The organism is Streptomyces saintjeani (genome assembly GCF_055409605.1).
Map to the genome: position 1 here is coordinate 4,749,392 of NZ_CP189624.1, position 16,672 is coordinate 4,766,063.

13 protein-coding genes and 1 pseudogene are annotated in these 16,672 nt (G+C 69.0%); 6 read left to right on the forward strand and 8 right to left on the reverse strand.

The window, feature by feature from the left end:
- Positions 1–7: 7 nt before the first annotated feature.
- Genes ACQCO7_RS21560 through ACQCO7_RS21570 form a run of 3 tightly spaced genes read right to left on the reverse strand, consistent with a single transcriptional unit; the run spans position 8 to position 3,100 of the window.
- The gene (locus ACQCO7_RS21560) at positions 8–163 is read right to left on the reverse strand and encodes a hypothetical protein (protein ID WP_464073378.1); all 156 of its coding nucleotides are present in this window, start codon (positions 161–163) and stop codon (positions 8–10) included.
- 17 nt (positions 164–180) lie between these two features.
- Positions 181–852: a hypothetical protein gene (locus tag ACQCO7_RS21565; RefSeq protein WP_464073379.1), complete on the reverse strand. Its 672-nt coding sequence runs from the start codon at positions 850–852 to the stop codon at positions 181–183.
- A gap of 7 nt (positions 853–859) precedes the next feature.
- Complete coding sequence (locus ACQCO7_RS21570; protein WP_464073380.1) at positions 860–3,100, reverse strand: RHS repeat-associated core domain-containing protein; 2,241 nt, start codon at positions 3,098–3,100, stop codon at positions 860–862.
- 22 nt (positions 3,101–3,122) lie between these two features.
- Here ACQCO7_RS21570 and ACQCO7_RS21575 point away from each other — a divergent pair, with 22 nt between their 5' ends.
- A complete protein-coding gene (locus ACQCO7_RS21575; protein WP_464073381.1) occupies positions 3,123–3,467 on the forward strand; it encodes an antibiotic biosynthesis monooxygenase family protein in 345 nt (114 codons plus the stop codon).
- On the opposite strand, the gene ACQCO7_RS21580 is transcribed toward ACQCO7_RS21575, so the two are convergent.
- From ACQCO7_RS21580 to ACQCO7_RS21590, 3 genes are read right to left on the reverse strand one after another with little or no spacing between them, the layout of a single operon-like run.
- Positions 3,454–4,467: an SDR family oxidoreductase gene (locus ACQCO7_RS21580; protein ID WP_464073382.1), complete on the reverse strand. Its 1,014-nt coding sequence runs from the start codon at positions 4,465–4,467 to the stop codon at positions 3,454–3,456. The two genes, ACQCO7_RS21575 and ACQCO7_RS21580, sit on opposite strands and share 14 nt — an antisense overlap.
- Positions 4,467–5,654 (reverse strand): beta-ketoacyl-[acyl-carrier-protein] synthase family protein, encoded by a 1,188-nt coding sequence (locus ACQCO7_RS21585; protein WP_464073383.1) that lies wholly within the window; start codon positions 5,652–5,654, stop codon positions 4,467–4,469. Before ACQCO7_RS21585 ends, ACQCO7_RS21580 begins: the two co-directional genes overlap by 1 nt.
- Entirely contained in the window at positions 5,641–6,897 is a 1,257-nt protein-coding gene (locus ACQCO7_RS21590; RefSeq protein ID WP_464073384.1) for a beta-ketoacyl-ACP synthase 3, read from the reverse strand. Before ACQCO7_RS21590 ends, ACQCO7_RS21585 begins: the two co-directional genes overlap by 14 nt.
- Positions 6,898–7,029: 132 nt before the next feature.
- Between ACQCO7_RS21590 and ACQCO7_RS21595 the strand changes: the two genes are divergently transcribed.
- The 5 genes from ACQCO7_RS21595 to ACQCO7_RS21615 all read left to right on the forward strand — a co-directional run bounded on the left by ACQCO7_RS21595 (position 7,030) and on the right by ACQCO7_RS21615 (position 15,228).
- Positions 7,030–7,413: a VOC family protein gene (locus ACQCO7_RS21595; RefSeq protein ID WP_464073385.1), complete on the forward strand. Its 384-nt coding sequence runs from the start codon at positions 7,030–7,032 to the stop codon at positions 7,411–7,413.
- Positions 7,414–7,946: 533 nt separating this feature from the next.
- Positions 7,947–8,333 carry a hypothetical protein gene (locus tag ACQCO7_RS21600; RefSeq protein ID WP_464073386.1) on the forward strand — a complete coding sequence of 129 codons (387 nt, stop codon included), beginning with the start codon at positions 7,947–7,949 and terminating at the stop codon, positions 8,331–8,333.
- The gene (locus ACQCO7_RS21605; protein WP_464073387.1) at positions 8,323–12,579 is read left to right on the forward strand and encodes a DUF6531 domain-containing protein; all 4,257 of its coding nucleotides are present in this window, start codon (positions 8,323–8,325) and stop codon (positions 12,577–12,579) included. The genes ACQCO7_RS21600 and ACQCO7_RS21605 overlap by 11 nt, the downstream gene beginning before the upstream one ends.
- A gap of 5 nt (positions 12,580–12,584) precedes the next feature.
- Positions 12,585–13,082 (forward strand): hypothetical protein, encoded by a 498-nt coding sequence (locus ACQCO7_RS21610; RefSeq protein ID WP_464073388.1) that lies wholly within the window; start codon positions 12,585–12,587, stop codon positions 13,080–13,082.
- Between the two features lie 565 nt (positions 13,083–13,647).
- Positions 13,648–15,228, forward strand: a complete 1,581-nt coding sequence (locus ACQCO7_RS21615) for an outer membrane protein assembly factor BamB family protein (protein ID WP_464073389.1) — start codon at positions 13,648–13,650, stop codon at positions 15,226–15,228.
- A 74-nt stretch (positions 15,229–15,302) separates the two neighbouring features.
- Here ACQCO7_RS21615 and ACQCO7_RS21620 read toward each other — a convergent pair.
- Both ACQCO7_RS21620 and ACQCO7_RS21625 read right to left on the reverse strand, forming a co-directional pair.
- Positions 15,303–15,731, reverse strand: a pseudogene (locus ACQCO7_RS21620) (helix-turn-helix transcriptional regulator); the annotation flags it as partial.
- 73 nt (positions 15,732–15,804) lie between these two features.
- Positions 15,805–16,554 (reverse strand): hypothetical protein, encoded by a 750-nt coding sequence (locus tag ACQCO7_RS21625; RefSeq protein ID WP_464073390.1) that lies wholly within the window; start codon positions 16,552–16,554, stop codon positions 15,805–15,807.
- Between the last annotated feature and the right edge of the window lie 118 nt (positions 16,555–16,672).

Below are 16,672 nucleotides of genomic sequence, written 5' to 3' on the forward strand. Positions count from 1 at the left end.
CGGGCTCTCACACGATCCAGGTGTAGTTCTCGTCCGTGACAGGGTCCGACAGAGCAGCCAGCGCGGGGCCGATCGGCGGGAAGAGCGGGACGGCTGCGGTCGTACGGTAGTTGACCCACTCGATGGTGCCGATCTCGTACGTGCCGTCGGGCTGTTCGTCCAACTCCCGGTCTCAGGACGTCAGGGGTTCTCGCGGGTCTTTCGGAGGCGGGCGCCCAGCAACTCGGCGATATCGTCGCCGAGTCCGAGATCGGGATAGATGCCGAGCCAGGCGTCCAGCTCAGCGGAGAGGTCCGTATCGATGACCTTTCCCTGGAACCAGCGCACTTTGAACAGCAGGTTGCTTATCGCGTTGAGGTCGTCGCCTCCCTCGACACGGACCGCGCGGTCGAACTCTTCCTCCTCCAGGCCGGCGGTCAGCGCCTCCAGGTAGCGTTCGCGTTCCTCTGCGGCGATCTGCAACGCCCGTGTGCGGGTGAGTGAGAAAAGCTCAAGTGCTCGCCCGACTATGTAGTCCGCTTGCAGGTTCGGGGGAATCTCCTGTGCGCCGTCCTCCATCGCCTTGCGCGCGAAATTCACGTACTCGTGGGCGATGAGATCCCAGCGGGGGATCTCCAACTGGCGGTCGATGAAGTCGAGCAGCCGTGACGCGAACCAGACCCGCATCGTGGTATCGACGTCCGGTTCCTCGTTGACCGGGTAGGAGTCCGTGATGGCGATGTCCAGCATGACGAGAACCCAGCGAGCTCGGCGCCCCGGAGGCAGCGGCGGCGACAACCGCCACAGGGCAGCCGAGAGTTCGGAGGGGTCGAGCCGGATGAGCATCCGGTAGTCGGTGATCAGACTGTTCATGAAGTGGTCACTGTGCGTAGGGCTGGATGGCTCCGCCAGGAACCGGTACGCCCGCCCGGCGGAAAGCGTCGACGCCTGACTGAAGGAAAGAGTCAGGGACGTCGAGATCCAGCAAGGGATAGTAGTGACCACTCTGGTCGCTTATCATTTTGACCTTTCCATTCTCGAAGATCACGTCTCCGGCCCCCTGCACCGGCTTCCCTCGGAACATCACCGAGTGCTTGATCTTGCCGGACGCTTCGTAGAGGATGCGCAGTTTTCCGTTGGCCCCGACGGCCCACAGGTATTTTCCACCGCTTGTCACTGCCTCGTCGAACGCCTTCGTTCCCGCATCGACGGGTGCCACTCCCGCCGCCTCGGCATCGGCCAGTTCTCGGGCAAGGTACTCCGCGTCGTCGAATTGGTTGGGGAAGAGACGCGGCTGCTTCCCCGCGTTCTCCACCGCCGACAGCGCGGAGGGTGAACCACCGGAGAAGATGCCTGACAGGCCGCCGCCGAGTGCGCCGAACAGCAGGTCGCCGGGGGTGACCGGCTCGCACATGGCTGTGTCGAACGCCCAGGCGTACGCTGCGCCGACGCCAGCGTTTACCGTGGCGGAGGTCACGGTGGCCGCGGTGGTGCCCGCTTCGAGGCCCAGGAATTCCACAGCAGCGGCGCCCGAGGCGGGCATGAGGAGGCCGGCTCCGATGCCGTAGAGCGCGCTCTTTCCGGCGGCCCTGCCGAGGCCGCTCCAGCTGAAGTCGTTCTGGTGGCCGAGGGTATAGCTGATGCCGCCGAAGACGCCTCCGACGATGCCGCCGACCGCCGCACTCACGCATGAGGGGCAGGCACCGGAGGGGTCGGTGAGCGTGGTCGGGTCGTCGTCGGCGTACGCATACGCCGAGATGGCCGGTTCAGCCAGGGAGCTTCCGGCGGGGTCGGTGCTGGTGAATCGGCCGGTGCTCGGGTCGTAGGTGCGGGCCCGGAGTTGATAGCCGAGTGCTGTGCCCGCGGGGTCCTGGTACTGGCCGGTGTAGGCGAAGGGGTTGGCGGGCGCGCTGGTGGTCAGTGCGGTCGTCTTGGTGGTGCCGTAGGCGTCGTACGCGTAGGTGTACTGGTCGACCCCGGCCGCGCTCGTCAGGTCGGTGACGGAGCCGGACAGGCCGTGGTGGTCGTAGAAGTTCCCAGCGCTTGTGTGGAGCAGCTCGGGTTCGCCGAGCGGGTCGTAGCGGTAGTCGGCGATCAGCGTGCCGGAGCCATTTGCCTCGTCTGAGACCTGGGGCAGCGGGTTGTTGACATCCCAGTGGGTGGTGCGGGAGAGAGTGCCGTCGGTGCGGGTCGTGGTGCGGTTGCCGGTGGCGTCGTAGGTGTAGGCGTAGGTGTGGGAGCCGACGGTGGCGGTGGTGAGCTGTCCGGCGGCGTTGTAGGCGAAGGTGTTCGCGCCTGCGGTGGTCTGGGCGCCGTCGGCGTTGTATTTGTAGGGCGTGGTGGTGGAGCCGGTGGTGCTGGAGGTCAGTTCGTCGGCCGCGTCGTAGGCGTAGGACGTGCTGGTGGTGGTGGCCGAGGTGCTGGCCGTCTTGGTGAGGCGGTTGCCGACCTTGTCGTAGGTGTAGGTGTTCTTCGACGAGCCGGTGGGGCAGCTGGTGGAGCCTGAAGGGGCGGTGCACTCGGACAGCAGCCGGCCGTTGGCGTCGTAGCCGTAACTGGTCGGCGGCGCGGTCGTGCCGCTCCGTACGGGCGACACGGTGGTGAGCCGGCCGTTCGCATCCCGGGCGGTGGTCCAACTTGCCAGAGTGGCAGTGGAGTTGGCCGATCCGATGGTGGCGAGCCGTCCGGCCCGGTCGTAGGTGCGCGACTCTGTATATCCGTTGGTCGTGGGGAGTGCGGTGGTGAGCAGGTTTCCGGCGGCGTCGTACGTGTGTCTGACGGTGGCCGAGTGCGCGGTCTGGGCCGTGATCTCGTCGTCGGAGTTGTAGGCAGTGGCGGTGGTGCCGTCACTGTAGGTCGTCCCGGTCGGCAGGCCTCTGCCGTTGTAGGCGGTGGTGATTGTCTGGCCGCGAGCGTTGGTCGTGATGGTCGGGTTGCCGTCCACGTCGTAGGCCTGGGAGACGCTGCGGCTGAGCGGGTCGGTGGTTTTCGTCAGGCGGTGGGCGGCGTCGTAGGCGTAGGCGGTGGCCTTGCCGAGAGCGTTGGTCGCGCTGGTGATGTTGCCGTCGGCGTCGTAGGAGCGGTGCGCGGTGGCGCCGGTCGGATCGGTGACGCCGATCACGCGCGTGCCCTACCGTGACGCCATGAGCGATCACCCCGAAGCCCCTGTCCCCGCCTTCGAACCCCCTTACTACGTCTCCGTGTTCACCACCGTCCGGGCTCAGGATCAGGACGGCTACGCCGAAACCAGCGCCCGGATGGAGGAGTTGGTGAAGGGCATCCCCGGTTATCTGGGGATGGAGCACGCGCAGACCCCGGGCGGGCTCGGGATCACCGTCGGGTACTTCCGGGATGCCGAGGCCCTCACCGAGTGGCGGAACGACGAGGAGCACCGCGCCGCGCAGAAGCGGGGGCGGGAGCAGTGGTACGAGAGTTACTCGCTGCATATCGCCAAGGTGGAGCGGAGCAGCGGGTTCACGCGGGGATAGAAGTGGGCCGGACCGCGAACGGGCGGAACATCGCCCGGAGGGTTTCGTGGTCCGGGGTCCAAGGGGTGCCGGGGCGGGTGCGGGTGAAGTGCTGGGGGTTGTTGAGGAAGGGGACGTAGACGCCTAGGGTCAGGTCCAGGAGGGGGTCCACGGATGTGTAAGTGGGCGGCGGAGCCTGGCAGTTGGCGAACAGCGCCGTGAGGAGCGCGCTCGTCGAGGGAGGTGTGGGGTTCGTGAGGTGGTGGATGCCGGTCACGCCCAGGTCGCTCAACTCGTGGGCCTCGGCCGCCACATGGTCGACGGGGACGATGTCGAAGGGCTCGTCGGGGAGCGCCCGGACGCAGGGGCGAACCGTGGGCGGCACCGCCCGGTAGTACGCCGAGAGGAGTTGCTGGATCTTGTACGCCCCGCTCGGCGTCCCGGGATACGCCAACGTCCCGCTGTGCCCCACGACCACCGACGGCCGCAGCACCCGTACGGGAACGTCCCGCACCTCCAACAGCATCCGCTCAGCGGCGATCTTGCTCAACTCGTACGGCGTCCGCGCCGCCGAGGGCGCCGCCGGGACCTCCCCGACCGCGCCGGTCGCCGTGCCCGCGACGTACGCCGTACTCAGGTAGTTGAACCCCTCGGCGTCCACGGCACGCGCCAACTCCAGCATGCGGCGCGTGCCTTGGACGTTGGTGCGGAAGGTCGTGCGCCAGGTGGAGTAGCGGAAGTGGAGGACGGCGGCGCAGTGCCAGACCTCGACGCGGGCCCGCCCCAGCGGGAACGGCGTCGTGAGGTCGCCCTCCACCACCCGGGTACGTCTCAACGCCCCTGCCAGGACGCCGGATCCGACCCCGTACGCCGACGCCGCGCGTCTCAGCGTGTCGTGCAGACGCGACCCCGGTGCCCGGACCAGGCACACGAACTCGTCGTCCGTGTGCTCGGCCAGCCGCAGCAGAAGTGCCGCGCCGATCAAGCCGGTTGAGCCGGTGATGACGTGAGTCTTGGACATCAGTGCTCCCAACTGCGCAGAACCAGAGCCGTGTTGTGCCCCCCGAAACCGAAGGAGTGGCTGACGGCGACCGCCGGTGAAGCGCTGCGGGCGGCGGTCACGAGGTCGAGGTCGGCCGCGTCGGGCGTCGACAGCCCGGCGATCGGAGGGACTTGGCCGTACGTCAGGGTCAGCGCCGTAAGCGCCGCCTCCACCGCCCCCGCAGCGCCCAGCAGATGCCCCAGCGCCCCCTTCGCGGAGGTCACCGAGGGCCCGTGCGGAAAGCAGCGGGCGATCACCGAAGCCTCCGCCCTGTCGTTCAACGGGGTTGACGTGCCATGGGAGTTGATGTGGCCGACGTCGGAGGCGCCCACTCCGGCCGACGCCAACGCCCCGCGCACCGCCCGCTCAGCACCTCTCCCCGTCGGGTCCGGCGCCACGGCATGATGCGCGTCGCCACTCGCGCCGTACCCGGCGAGGACCGCGTACCCCCGCCGCCCCCGCTCCCGAGCGTCAACCGCCCGCTCCAGCACGAGAATCCCGGCCCCCTCCCCCATCACGAACCCGTCCCGCGCGGCGTCGAAGGGCCGTGACTCCCCGCGCCGCGACAACGCCCCCATGCTGTCGAACCCGGCGATCCACAGGGGGTGGACGGCCGCGTCCGTGCCCCCGGCGAGGGCGACGTCGCAGACACCGTCCCGCAGCAGCCCCATCGCCGTACCGATCGCCGTGGCCCCCGAAGCGCAGGCCGTGGAGACCCCGGAGACCGGCCCGCGCGCCCCGATCCGCAGGGCGACCTGTGCCGCGGCCATGTTGGGCAGGAACATCGGCACCAGGTACGGAGACACCTGGGCGCCGGACAACAGCCTTTCATGCTGGCCGAGTTGGGACTCCGTCCCGCCGAACGCGGTCCCGACGACCACGGCGACCCGGTCCCCGTCCCAGCCCCCGGGAGCCAGCCCCGCATCGGCAAGCGCCTCGTCGGCGGCGGCGAGAGCGAACCGGGTGTGGCGGTCGTACTGCCAACTCTGCTTCAGCGGAGGCGGGTCGGAGATCGTGCACGCGAACTCGGCGTTGAGGCCCTTGAGCTGGGGGACGCGAACCGCCGTCGCCCGCCCCTCAAGGACCGTACGCCACGTGGCCTCACGACCAGTGCCCCCCGGCGTCACCAGCCCGATCCCGGTGACCGCGACCTCAACTCCGTTCATTGCGCGCCTTCTCCACCAGCGCGGCCGTCGCCGCGACCGTCAGCCCGGGGTCCGCCTCCGTGTCCGGCAGGACGATCGACCAGTGGTCGGAGAGGGTGACGAACAGCTCCACGACCGCGAGGGAGTCGAGGTCGAGATCGGTGAACGTGGCTTCGGGAGTGGGGGAGTTGACGTCGAACTTCGTCGTCAGGAGGTGCACGAGGTGGTCGTACACGGCGGATTCGGTGGTCGTCATGGCAGGCTCCTTCTTCGGATCGGGCCAGGTCAGCGCGGCGGAGCCCCAGGTCAGGCCGCCGCCGAACGCGGTGAGGAGAGTGCGGGTGCCGGGTGGTACGGCGCGGCGTGCCACGACGTCCGCGAGGACCAGGGGGATGGAGGCGGCGGCCGTGTTGCCGACGTCGTGGATGTTGCCGTGGCGGTGCTCGGCGCCGATGCCGAGGCGGTCGGCTACGGCGTCGAGGATGCGCTGGTTGGCCTGGTGGCCGATGAACGCGCCGACCGAGCTTGCGGGCCAGTCGAGTTGGGCCAGCGTCCGGTGCGCCGAGGCCGTCATGCGGCGTACGGCCTGGCCGTACACCTCGCGCCCCTTCATCCGCAGCGTGTGCGCGGCCGTGCCGTCCAGTCGCGCCGGGTCGGGCCAGCGGGAGCCGCCCGCCTCGATCATCACGTGGTCCGCGCCGGTGCCGTCGCTGCCGAGGTCGGTGGCGAGGATCGCGCCGGGTTCGTCGCGGGTGCCGAGGCTCAGGACGACCGCGCCGGCGCCGTCGCCGAACAGGATCGCCGTGTTGCGGTCGGCGGGGTCGATGATCGTGGAGTACGTCTCCGCGCCGATGACCAGCGCGGATGTGGCCGCGCCGGCGCGGATCCAGGCGTCGGCGGTGGCCAGGGCGTACACGAAGCCGGAGCAGACCGCCGCGAGGTCGAAGGCGGGGATGGGGCCCAGGCCGAGCCTGCTCGCCACCTCCGGGGCGGTGGCCGGGCAGGGGTGGTCCGGGGTGGTGGTCGCGAGGACGAGGAGTTGTGGTCGGGGGAGACCGGCAAGCGCTTCCTTCGCGGCTGCCGTCGCCAGGTCACCCGTACTCGTACCGGGGGTGACCCTGCGTCTCGCCGCGATACCCGTACGGGTCCTGATCCAGTCGTCCGACGTGTTCAGCCCGCCGTCGACCAAGTCACCGTTCGTCACGGTGAGTTCGGGCAGGCAGGCGCCGACACCTCGGATCACCGAGGCGGGGGTGGGGGACATGCGGTGACTCGCTCCGTGAGTGGGAGGAATTCCGGGTTCCAGGAAAGCGGTTGTGGACACCGGGAGTCATCACTCACACGGGGGGCGGTCGGGGCGCCAAGGGAGGTGCGGCGGGGTTCGTAGACTGCCGTCATGGCATGCCGGATCAGCGAACTCGTCATCGACTGTGTCGACCCCGAGGGGCTCGCCGTGTTCTGGGGGGACGTTCTCGGGTACGTCGAGGTGGGGCGGGAGGAGGACGGGAGTATCGAGATCGGGCCGCCGGGGGCGGGGTTCGGGGGGCCGCAGCCGACGGTCGTGCTCAGTCCGACCGGTGATGCCCGGCCCGTGAAGCTCCGTCTCCATATCGACGTGAGCCCTACGGACCGGGATCAAGAGGCCGAGCTGGAGCGGCTGTTGGCGCTCGGGGCGCGGCATGCGGAGATCGGGCAGACCGGGGAGGAGAGCTGGTATCCGCTGGTCGATCCCGAGGGGAACGAGTTCTGTCTGCTGCGGCGGCGGATCGCGGCTGGGTGAGGGGGCGGTCATTCGCCGCCCGAGAACCACCGCGTTGCTGTCGAGGCACTGGTTCGCGTACGCCCGCTCGATCTGCGAGCCGACCCGGGCCCACAGCTGGGAGAGGTCGCCGGAGCGGCAGGTCTGGCCGGAGACCGCGCTGTTGGGGGCCGCGGTGATGCAGCAGCCGGTCGTGGAGCTGCGGATCCAGGTGTTGCCCGCGGTGGGGGCGAACAGGGCCGCGTTGGCAACGGCCAGGGCGATCGTGCCAGCGGGGCCCCGCTTCGGCTCTGTCCTTTCGAACGCCACCCGGCGGACGGCCTTGCCGGCCACGCTCACGTGGTCGGCGCACATCCCCGAACCTGAGAAAACCGACCGACCGAGGTGCTGCGCTCACGCCAACGGGAGGATGTCCTGGAACGGAATCCCGAACGCCGGTGGAGAGGGCCGCCGTCGGGGGTCCCCCTGCTGCATGACCATTACCTACCCCTGACTGGCGCATGGCGCTCCTTTGACCTCATCCCCCTATGGTCGAAGCCGCGTCGGAGACGCAGATGCGAACGGGGGAGCACGAGATGGCCGACGGCAAGGACCCCACCGAGGTCCTCGACATCAAGACCGCCGACATCAAAGCGGCAGCACCCGCCTTCCACCAGGGCGCGGTGGATCTGAGCAAGGCCCTCACCACCCTCGTGCAGACCCTCGACAGCCTGGGCGAGCCCTGGGGGCACGACGATCAGGGCAACACGTTCGGCAATGCCTACACTCCCCAGCGCAAGAAGCTGGAGAGCGCGGCGGGCATCCTGATCCTCGGCCTGACAAGCATCCACGAGGCGATGGTCGACCTCTCGGACGGCCACGTCGACAACGACCTGCTCGTCGGAGGCATGTTCACGGAAGTGAAGACAGGCCGGCAGGGGGACAGCGCAGGTGAGCGTTGAGGACGAAGCCCGCAAGATCCTCCTGAAGCTCGGCATGTGGTGGCCGGAGGCCGACTCCGGAAAACTGCGTGCCGCCGCGACGGCTTGGCGTGCCTTCGCCGATGCGGTCGACGACGTCCGTGCCCCGGTCCACCGTTCCGCCTCCGGGATCATCCACCACAACACCGGTGAATCCATCGCGACGTTCACCAAGTTCTGGGACCGCTACGCCAAGAACCAGGACGGTGGTTGGCTGAGCGATCTCGCCGCCTCCGCACGACAGATGGCCACAGCACTCGACAAGTTCGCCGATGCCGTCGACGACGCGATCAACAAGCTGTGGACGCAGATCGGCATCGACGCGGCCGTGATCGCGGGCGGCGTGGCCCTAGCCTTCTTCACCGCGGGCCTGGCCTCCGGCGCAGCGGCGGCAGCGGCCGAGGCGTTGGTCGAGTTCGGTGTCACGATGGGCGTCGCGGTCTCCGCCACCGTCGCCGAGATCGTCGGCGGCACCCTGGTCGCCGCCTCCTTCGCGGGCATCGAGTCGGTCACCGTCGATCTCGCGGTCGCCCAGCCCTTGAAGATGGCCACCGGCCTCCAGCACGGTCTGAGCCTCGACGAGGTCAACCAGGCGGCCAAGGACGGCGTGCTCTTCGGCGGCGTCCTCGGAGCCGGCACCGGCGTCCTCAGAGCGGGCGCGGAAGGCGCCCTGAGCGACACCGCTCCGCTGTTCCTGCGCCCTCCGTCGATCCGTCCCGACCTGGTCGAACTGGGCACGGCAGCCCGTACGGCGGACCGCACCCCCTGTGTGGGCGAACCCATCGACGTGGCAACCGGCGCCATGCTGATGACCGCCACGGACCTGACCCTCCCCGGTGCTCTCCCGCTGGCCTTCACCCGCACCCACCTCTCCTCCTACCGAGGGGGCGTCCACTACGGCCCGACCTGGATCTCCCCTCTCGACGAATACCTTCAGATCGACGGCGACGGCGTCGTCCTCGCCGCCTCGGACGGCATGCGTCTGGTCTACCCGGTGCCCGAACCGGGCGTCCCCACCCTGCCGTTGAAGGGTGCCCGCCTGCCCCTGGAGTGGGACGGCAAACCCGACAGCCCCATGACGGTGACCGATCCCGCCACCGGCATCACCCGCACCTTCGGCGCCCCTGTCCCCTCGCAGTCCTTCGGTGTCTTCCATCTCCCCCTGGAGTCCTGGTCCGACCGCAACGGAAACCGCGTCGACATCGAACGCGACGCGGACGGCATCCCGTACGGACTGTGCCACTCGGGCGGCTACTACGTCGCCGTGGACACCCAGGGTCCTCGCATCACCGCTCTGCGCCTTCTCTCCGAACCCCCGTCCCGCTATCACCCGGGCACCTCGGCCGACGAGGGCACCGTCGTGATGCGCTACGCCTATGACGCCTCCGGCAACCTCACCGAGGTCATCGACTCCAGCGGCACGCCCCTGCGCTTCGCCTACGACTCCGAAGGCCGGGTGACCCGCTGGACCGACCGCAACGGCACCTGGTTCTCGTACACCTACGACGCACAGGGCCGCGTCACCCGTACCGACGGCATCGACGGCATCCTCTCCGGCACCCTCGTCTACGACGACACCGCCCGCACCACCACGTACACGGACTCCCAGGGCCACGCCTCCACTCACCGCTACAACACCGACGGCCTGGTCATCGAGGAGACCGATCCCCTCGGCCACACCACCCGCACCGAATGGGACGAGTACGGAGCCGCGCCGCTCGCGGTGACGGACCCGCTGGGACATACGACGCGGTACGCGTACGACGGCGCCGGCAACCTCACCGGCGTAACCCTCCCCGACGGTACGTCGGCCCGTGCCTCCTACAACACGCTCGCCCTGCCGACGGAAGTCGTCGAACCAGGCGGCACGGTATGGCGGCACAGCTACGACCAGCGCGGCAACCTGTTGACGACGGTCGACCCGTTGGGCGCCGAGACACGGTACGCGTACGACGACGCGGGCCACCTGACGCGGAGTACGAACGCGCTGGGGCACATCCGGGCCACGACGTGGAACTCCGCCGGGCTCCCCCTGTCGGTCACCGACGAACTCGGACACACCACCACGCTCCGTCGGGACGCCTTCGGGCGCATTACCGAGGTCACCGATCCGCTCGGGGCCACGACACGGACGAGTTGGACGGTCGAGGGCAAACCTTCCTGGCGTGAACTCCCCGACGGTGCCCGGGAGTCGTGGACCTGGGACGGCGAAGGCAACCTCCTCACCCATACCGACCCCCTGGGGAACACCACCCGGCACACGCCTGGCCTGTTCGACGTCCCCGCCTCGCGCACCGATCCCGACGGCGCCCACCACGCCTTCACCTACGACACCGAACTACGCCTCACGGCTGTCACCGACTCCCAGGGAAACCGCTGGAGCTACTCCTACGACGCGGCAGGCCGGCTCACCGCGGAGACCGATTTCAACGGTCGTCGCCTCACCTACACGCACGATGCGGCGGGTCAGCTCACCGCCCGCACCAACGGAGCGGACGAGTCCCTCCGCTACACCAGGGACACCCTGGGCCGAGTCGCCGAACAGCGCACCGGGACGGACGGCATCACCGCGTACGCCTACGGTCCCGACGGCCGACTGAGTCGCGTGGCCGACGCGAGTACCGAAGTCGTGCTGGAGTACGACGCGTTGGGCCGTCTGCTGTCGGACAGCGTCAACAGCCGCACCATGGCGTACGAGTACGACGCTCTGGGCCAGCGCACCCGCAGTGTCACGCCCAGCGGCCTGGTCACGGACTGGACGTACGACCCGGCGGGACGCCTCGTCGCACTCCATTCGCAACACGGCTCGCTGGCTTTTTCCTACGATGCCGCAGGACGCGAGATCCGGCGCCGTGTCGACGACGGCGTGATCCTCACCCAGACCTGGGACACGGCCGATCGCCTCACCACCCAGATCCTGACCTCCCCCTCGACACCCCAACGCGCGGAAACGCTGCTCCAGTACCGCACTTATGCCTACCGCCCTGACGGATACGTCCGTGAAATCCGTGAACTCGCCTCCGGCACCCGTCGCTTCGACCTCGACGTGGCCGGCCGGACCACAGCGGTCCGCGCCCTCGGCTGGTCCGAGACCTACGCGTACGACACCGCGGGCAACCTCACACACGCCACCGCGCCGGGCCACCCGGAACCCGACGGGCGCTCCTTCACCGGCACCCTCCTGCGGGCCACGGCTCGTACCGCGTACGACCACGACTCCCAAGGCAGGCTGGTCCGCAAGTCTCGCAGACTGCTCAATGGCCAGACCCGCACCTGGACCTACTCCTGGAACGCGGAGGACCGCCTCACCTCGGTGATCACCCCGGGCGGAGAGCACTGGCACTACACCTACGACCCGCTCGGCCGACGCATCGCCAAACACCGCGCCGCCACCGACGGCCACACCGCTGTGACAACGGAGTTCACCTGGGACGGCACCCGGCTGACGGAACAGGCCGGGGCGGACGGGCGGGCTGTCACATGGACCTATGCTCCTGGAACTCACCGCCCGCTCACCCAGACCGATCACTGGTACCACGCACGCACCCCGGAGAGGTCTTTCCTCGCCCAACTCGCCGAGGACACGGTTCAGGATCGCGGCATCCGCTTCTGCACGACCGTCACCGATGCCGTAGGGACGCCCACCGAACTGGTGACCGCCGACGGCGAGGTGATGTGGCAACACCGCACCACGCTGTGGGGAACCGATTTCCCCGCCTCGGCAGACGGGCGGGCGACCGTGGACTGCCCGCTCCGCTTCCCCGGGCAGTACGCCGACGCGGAAACCGGTCTGAACCACAACCACCTCCGCTACTACGATCCCGAGAGCGCCCGGTATCTCAGCCCCGACCCTCTGGGCCTCGATCCCGCGCCCAACCACCACACGTATGTGGCATCACCACTGTCACTGTCGGACCCTCTCGGGCTGACCCCCTGCGGCGTCTCCTCGGTGCCGGGCCCCGCCGGGGAGACTCTGCCGCTGCCCAAGGGAGCAACCGGAACACCGGTCCAGACAGGAAAAGGCTGGGCTTACGATATTCCGGCCGGTACCACAGGATTGGATCCTCGTGTCACACAGGTTCGTGTCATGGATCCGGTGACAACGGGAAAATACCAATACCCCAATGGATACGTCGTCTACATGAACAAAGCAGGGCAGTCAGTAAATCCACTGACCGGCCAGACGGTCGGCAAAGCCGACCCTTACAACCACATCAGAATTCCATGATCTCAGTGAACAGCCTCGTCGCGTCGAGGCATGACTTTTCCGCTTCTGTCCAGGCTGCCGAGCCCGATCCCCTGCGGGAGGTCGATGCGCTGCAGGAAGCTCAGTTGCTCGACTCGCGTGTGTGCCAGCTGACCTCGACGGCCGCGCTCCTCTTCGAGCTGCGTACCTCGTTGCAGTTCGACGCCGGGAACGCCGCGCTGCTCGTCGTGCGGGGGCTGCGTTCCTTCGCGTGGAGTTCCTCGGTGGTGCCGGTTCCGTTCGCGGCGCTGACCGTGGTGTCCGGCCTGCCCGATCCAGCTGCCGACGTATTTCGCGCGAGGTTCGATTTCTTCCCTGCCGCACGGCTTGACGTCATGGGCTCGCGGGCTGATTTCTACGTCCTGGAAGTGGACGGGATCGGCGATGTCCCGCCCGACTATTCGGGTGCGGACCATGAGCGCATCGCGCGGGAACTGCCCTCGTGGTCCTCCCTGTGCCGCCCGGTCCAGGTGTCGACCGCCTAGCTCTGGCCTTTTCCTTACGACTCCGACTTCCCCACCGGAATCCACAGCGCCGCGTCCGCCCCCGCCTCCCGCAGAGCGACCCGCAGAATCGGGGCCGACTGCCGCAGCTGATGGGCGAGCAGGTGTTCGCCGAGGCCGGGCTTGGCGCCCCCGAGAGCGTCGAAAGCTCCAGCAGCGGATTGTCCACCTCGAACAGGACCATGCCGACGGGAAGTTGAAGCTCGACGAAGCCCTGGAAGACCTGGAGGCCGCCCGGGCGGCTAACCGTGCGCTGACCCGGGTTGTGGACCAGCCGGGCTGAGACGACCAGGGTAGCCATGCCCAGGCGGTTCGAACACACGGCTGAGCACGTTTCTCCGCACGTTCCCGGTGCAGGTAACGGACCGTCCCGGGCTTGTTCTCCCTCGTCGTCTTCAGCTGCACAGTTCCAGACGGCGGTGCAAGTTTGCGATTGGGCTTCTGTTGGCTTAAACCGCCGGTTCCTTTGGAAGCATGAGCATGACTAAAGACGTCAGGGGGGCTGATGGGCGCGTTAGACGAAATCGCTTCTACCGTGGTGCAGTTGATGGCGACCGCCACCACAGCAGCGGCTACCGGTGCGGGCAACGCCGCTGCAACGCTGATGGGCGACATGGTCCGTGGTCGACTCACAGGCGCGGGACAGGATTCGGCGGTGGCCGCGTTCGACGCGGCACCGCAGGATCCCGCGGCCCAGGCCGTCCTCCAAACCGCGCTGGTGACCGTCATGGCTGCCGATCAGCCCTTCACCGTCCAACTCACCGCCGCCGTACCCGCCGCAGGCCCGACACTGGGGCCCGCTCCTGCCCCACCCTCACATGTCGCCTCCGGAGGGGGCGTCACCATCCAGGGGACGGGACACAAGGTCCGGGGCAACTTCGCCGGCCGCGACCAGATCATCAACAACATCCGCAACGGCGACGTCCGAACCCTCGTGGTCCTCGCCCTGGTCATCCTCGTCCTGGCTCTCGCCAGCTACGGCGGGGTCCAGGTCATCAGCGGCGGAGACTCCCAGCCGACGACGGGGAAGTCCGCGACCGGTGCGGCCCCCGGCACCACGGGCGGGCACACAGGCGAAGCCAGCGTGCAGCCTGCAGCACCGGCGACGGTGCGGCCCACCGAGCTGTGGTCGATCCCGGAACCTCCTTGGTCATTCGCGTCCCCCGTCGTGAATGACGGCAAGATCTACTACCTGAACTACACCTACACGGCGGGGACGGAGCTCCTGGTCGTCGACGCGGCGACCGGAACCGTACGATCCAGGCTCCTGCTGGACGCAGATGAGTTCGGATCGACCAGCGAACTGGCTGTCTCCAACGGGCGCTTCTACCTCGTCGGCGAGGACGGTGTCCTGCACGCCGGGGGCGAGACGGGATTCCTCTGGAAATACCCCACCGGCACCGCCATCGGCTCCTCCCTGATGAAGGCACCCACGGTCGTCGACCGCACGGTGTACGTCGGCGGCAGGAACGGCATCCACGCCGTGGACGCCGACACAGGAACCGAACGCTGGTCGTTCGCCACCACAGGCGGGATCCTCTCCTCACCAACCGTGAGCAACGGCGTCGTCTACACCAGCACCGACGACGGCCACCTCTACGCGCTCGCCGCCACAGACGGACATCAGCTGTGGGCCCGCCCGGTCGGCAACAGGTTCTACACGTCCTCTCCCATCGTCGCCAGCGACAGCGTCTTCATCGGCGGGGACGAGGGCACCTTCTACGCGCTGAATGCCGCGGACGGCTCAGAGCGCTGGAAGTTCACGACCGACGGAGGCGACCGGATCGCCTCCGCCCCCCTCGTCTCCAACGGGCTGGTCTATTTCGGCAGCGCGAACCACACCCTCTACGCCCTCTACGAGAGTGTCGGAACGAAACGCTGGTCCGTCACCACCGACGGAGCCATCTTCTCCGGACCCGTCCTGGCTGACGGAGTCGTCTACTTCGGCAGCGAAGACGGCAAGCTTCGCGCCGTCGACGCAGCCACAGGCTCGGAGCGCTGGACGTATACCACCGAGGGGCGGATACCGAGAAGCCCGGCCATAAGCAAAGACACCGTCATCATCGCCACCGAGACCGACCCTGGTTCATCCAGGACAGGTCACCTGATCGCCCTGCGCCGCTTCTAAAGGCCCTGGCCAAACCGCGAAGGAGGACGGGCAGACCGCCGATCACGTCCCGCCCCACACGGCGCACAGGGCAGGGCCATCCTCCCCACCACCCGGAACTCCCCCTTCTCCACGATCCGGTACCGCATGCTGCTGCTCCCTTCGACGACGAGCCGGAAGGACAGCCGGGGCTGGGAGCACAGCGCCGCACCCGTACGGCGGGCCTCGCCCGGGCCCACGCCGTGCATCGCGCGGAACGCCCGCGCGAAGGACTCGCCCGAGCCGTAGCCGTACGTCGTCGCGATGTCGAGGAGCGTCCGCCCGCCCGCGAGGACCTCCGCGCCGGCCACGGTCAGCCGCCTGCGCCGGATGTACTCCGACAGGGGCTGGCCCGCGAGGGCCGAGAAGAGGCGGCGCAGGTGGTACTCGGAGGTCAGGGCGATCCTCGCGAGGTCGGCGGCGTCGATGTCCTGGTCGAGGCGGGCCTCGATGTGGTCCATCGCCTGGTTGAGGTGCTCCAGCATGTCCGGTGTCCTTCCTGGTTACGGGTCCACGGTAGGAAGGGGACCGGGGCCGGACCCGACATTCCGTGCCCGGTCAGGTCAGGTCCAGTTTGGGCTCGTCGGTCCAGTCCAGGATCAGACGCACCACCGGCGCCGAGACCAGCACGATCAGGGGCGGGGCCAGCCACCACGGCATGCCGGTCCAGGCCCCACCGATCCCCACGGCGCCCGCCACCGCGCCCACGCCGAGGGCGAGACGGCGCGGGTACGGCGGCGGCAGGAAACGCGGGTGCCTGCGGGGGCGTACGAGGCGGACCGCGCCGAGCGCGAGGAGGAGCCCGGCGAGGAGGACGCCGTACGTGCCGATCGCCGCCTGCGGCTGGGGTTCGTCGCGGGGCTCGTCCGAGGTGTGCCGGCGGACCTCGCCCTGCGCGATCCCGACGAGGCTGCCCCGCCAGGTCGTACCGGTGATCCGGTCGCCCTTGTGCAGCTCGTCCGCGAGGGGGCCGTTGTCGCCGAAGGACGTCTCGTACGTCCAGAACGGGGCCTCGGTCGTCGTCGCCGTCAGCTGCCTGCCGCCTCTGTGCCCCCGTTTGATCGCGTCGACTCTCATGGGGACGTCCCGCAGGCAGTCGTCCCCCGCCCGGACCGGGCCGTCGCACACGCTCGTCGCGCGGTACGCGGCGTACTCCTCGGCCGACGACGGCATCCACAGCGCGAACACCGCCCAGGCGACGACCGCGGGCACCCCTGCCAGCAGGACGAGGAGGGCACCCCTCACCCGGGCACGCCCCGCGCTGAACTCCCTCCCGGCCTTGCCCCGGGCCGTTCCGGTCACCGGCATGCGTACCCCCCCTCCTTGTCCCGCGGACCATCATCGGCGGCGGTGGCGGGTGGGGGTGAGGTGGGAGGGCGGCAGTGTGCGCGGGCGTCGGGCTGCCGGGGTCCGGCAGTTTTCTGCA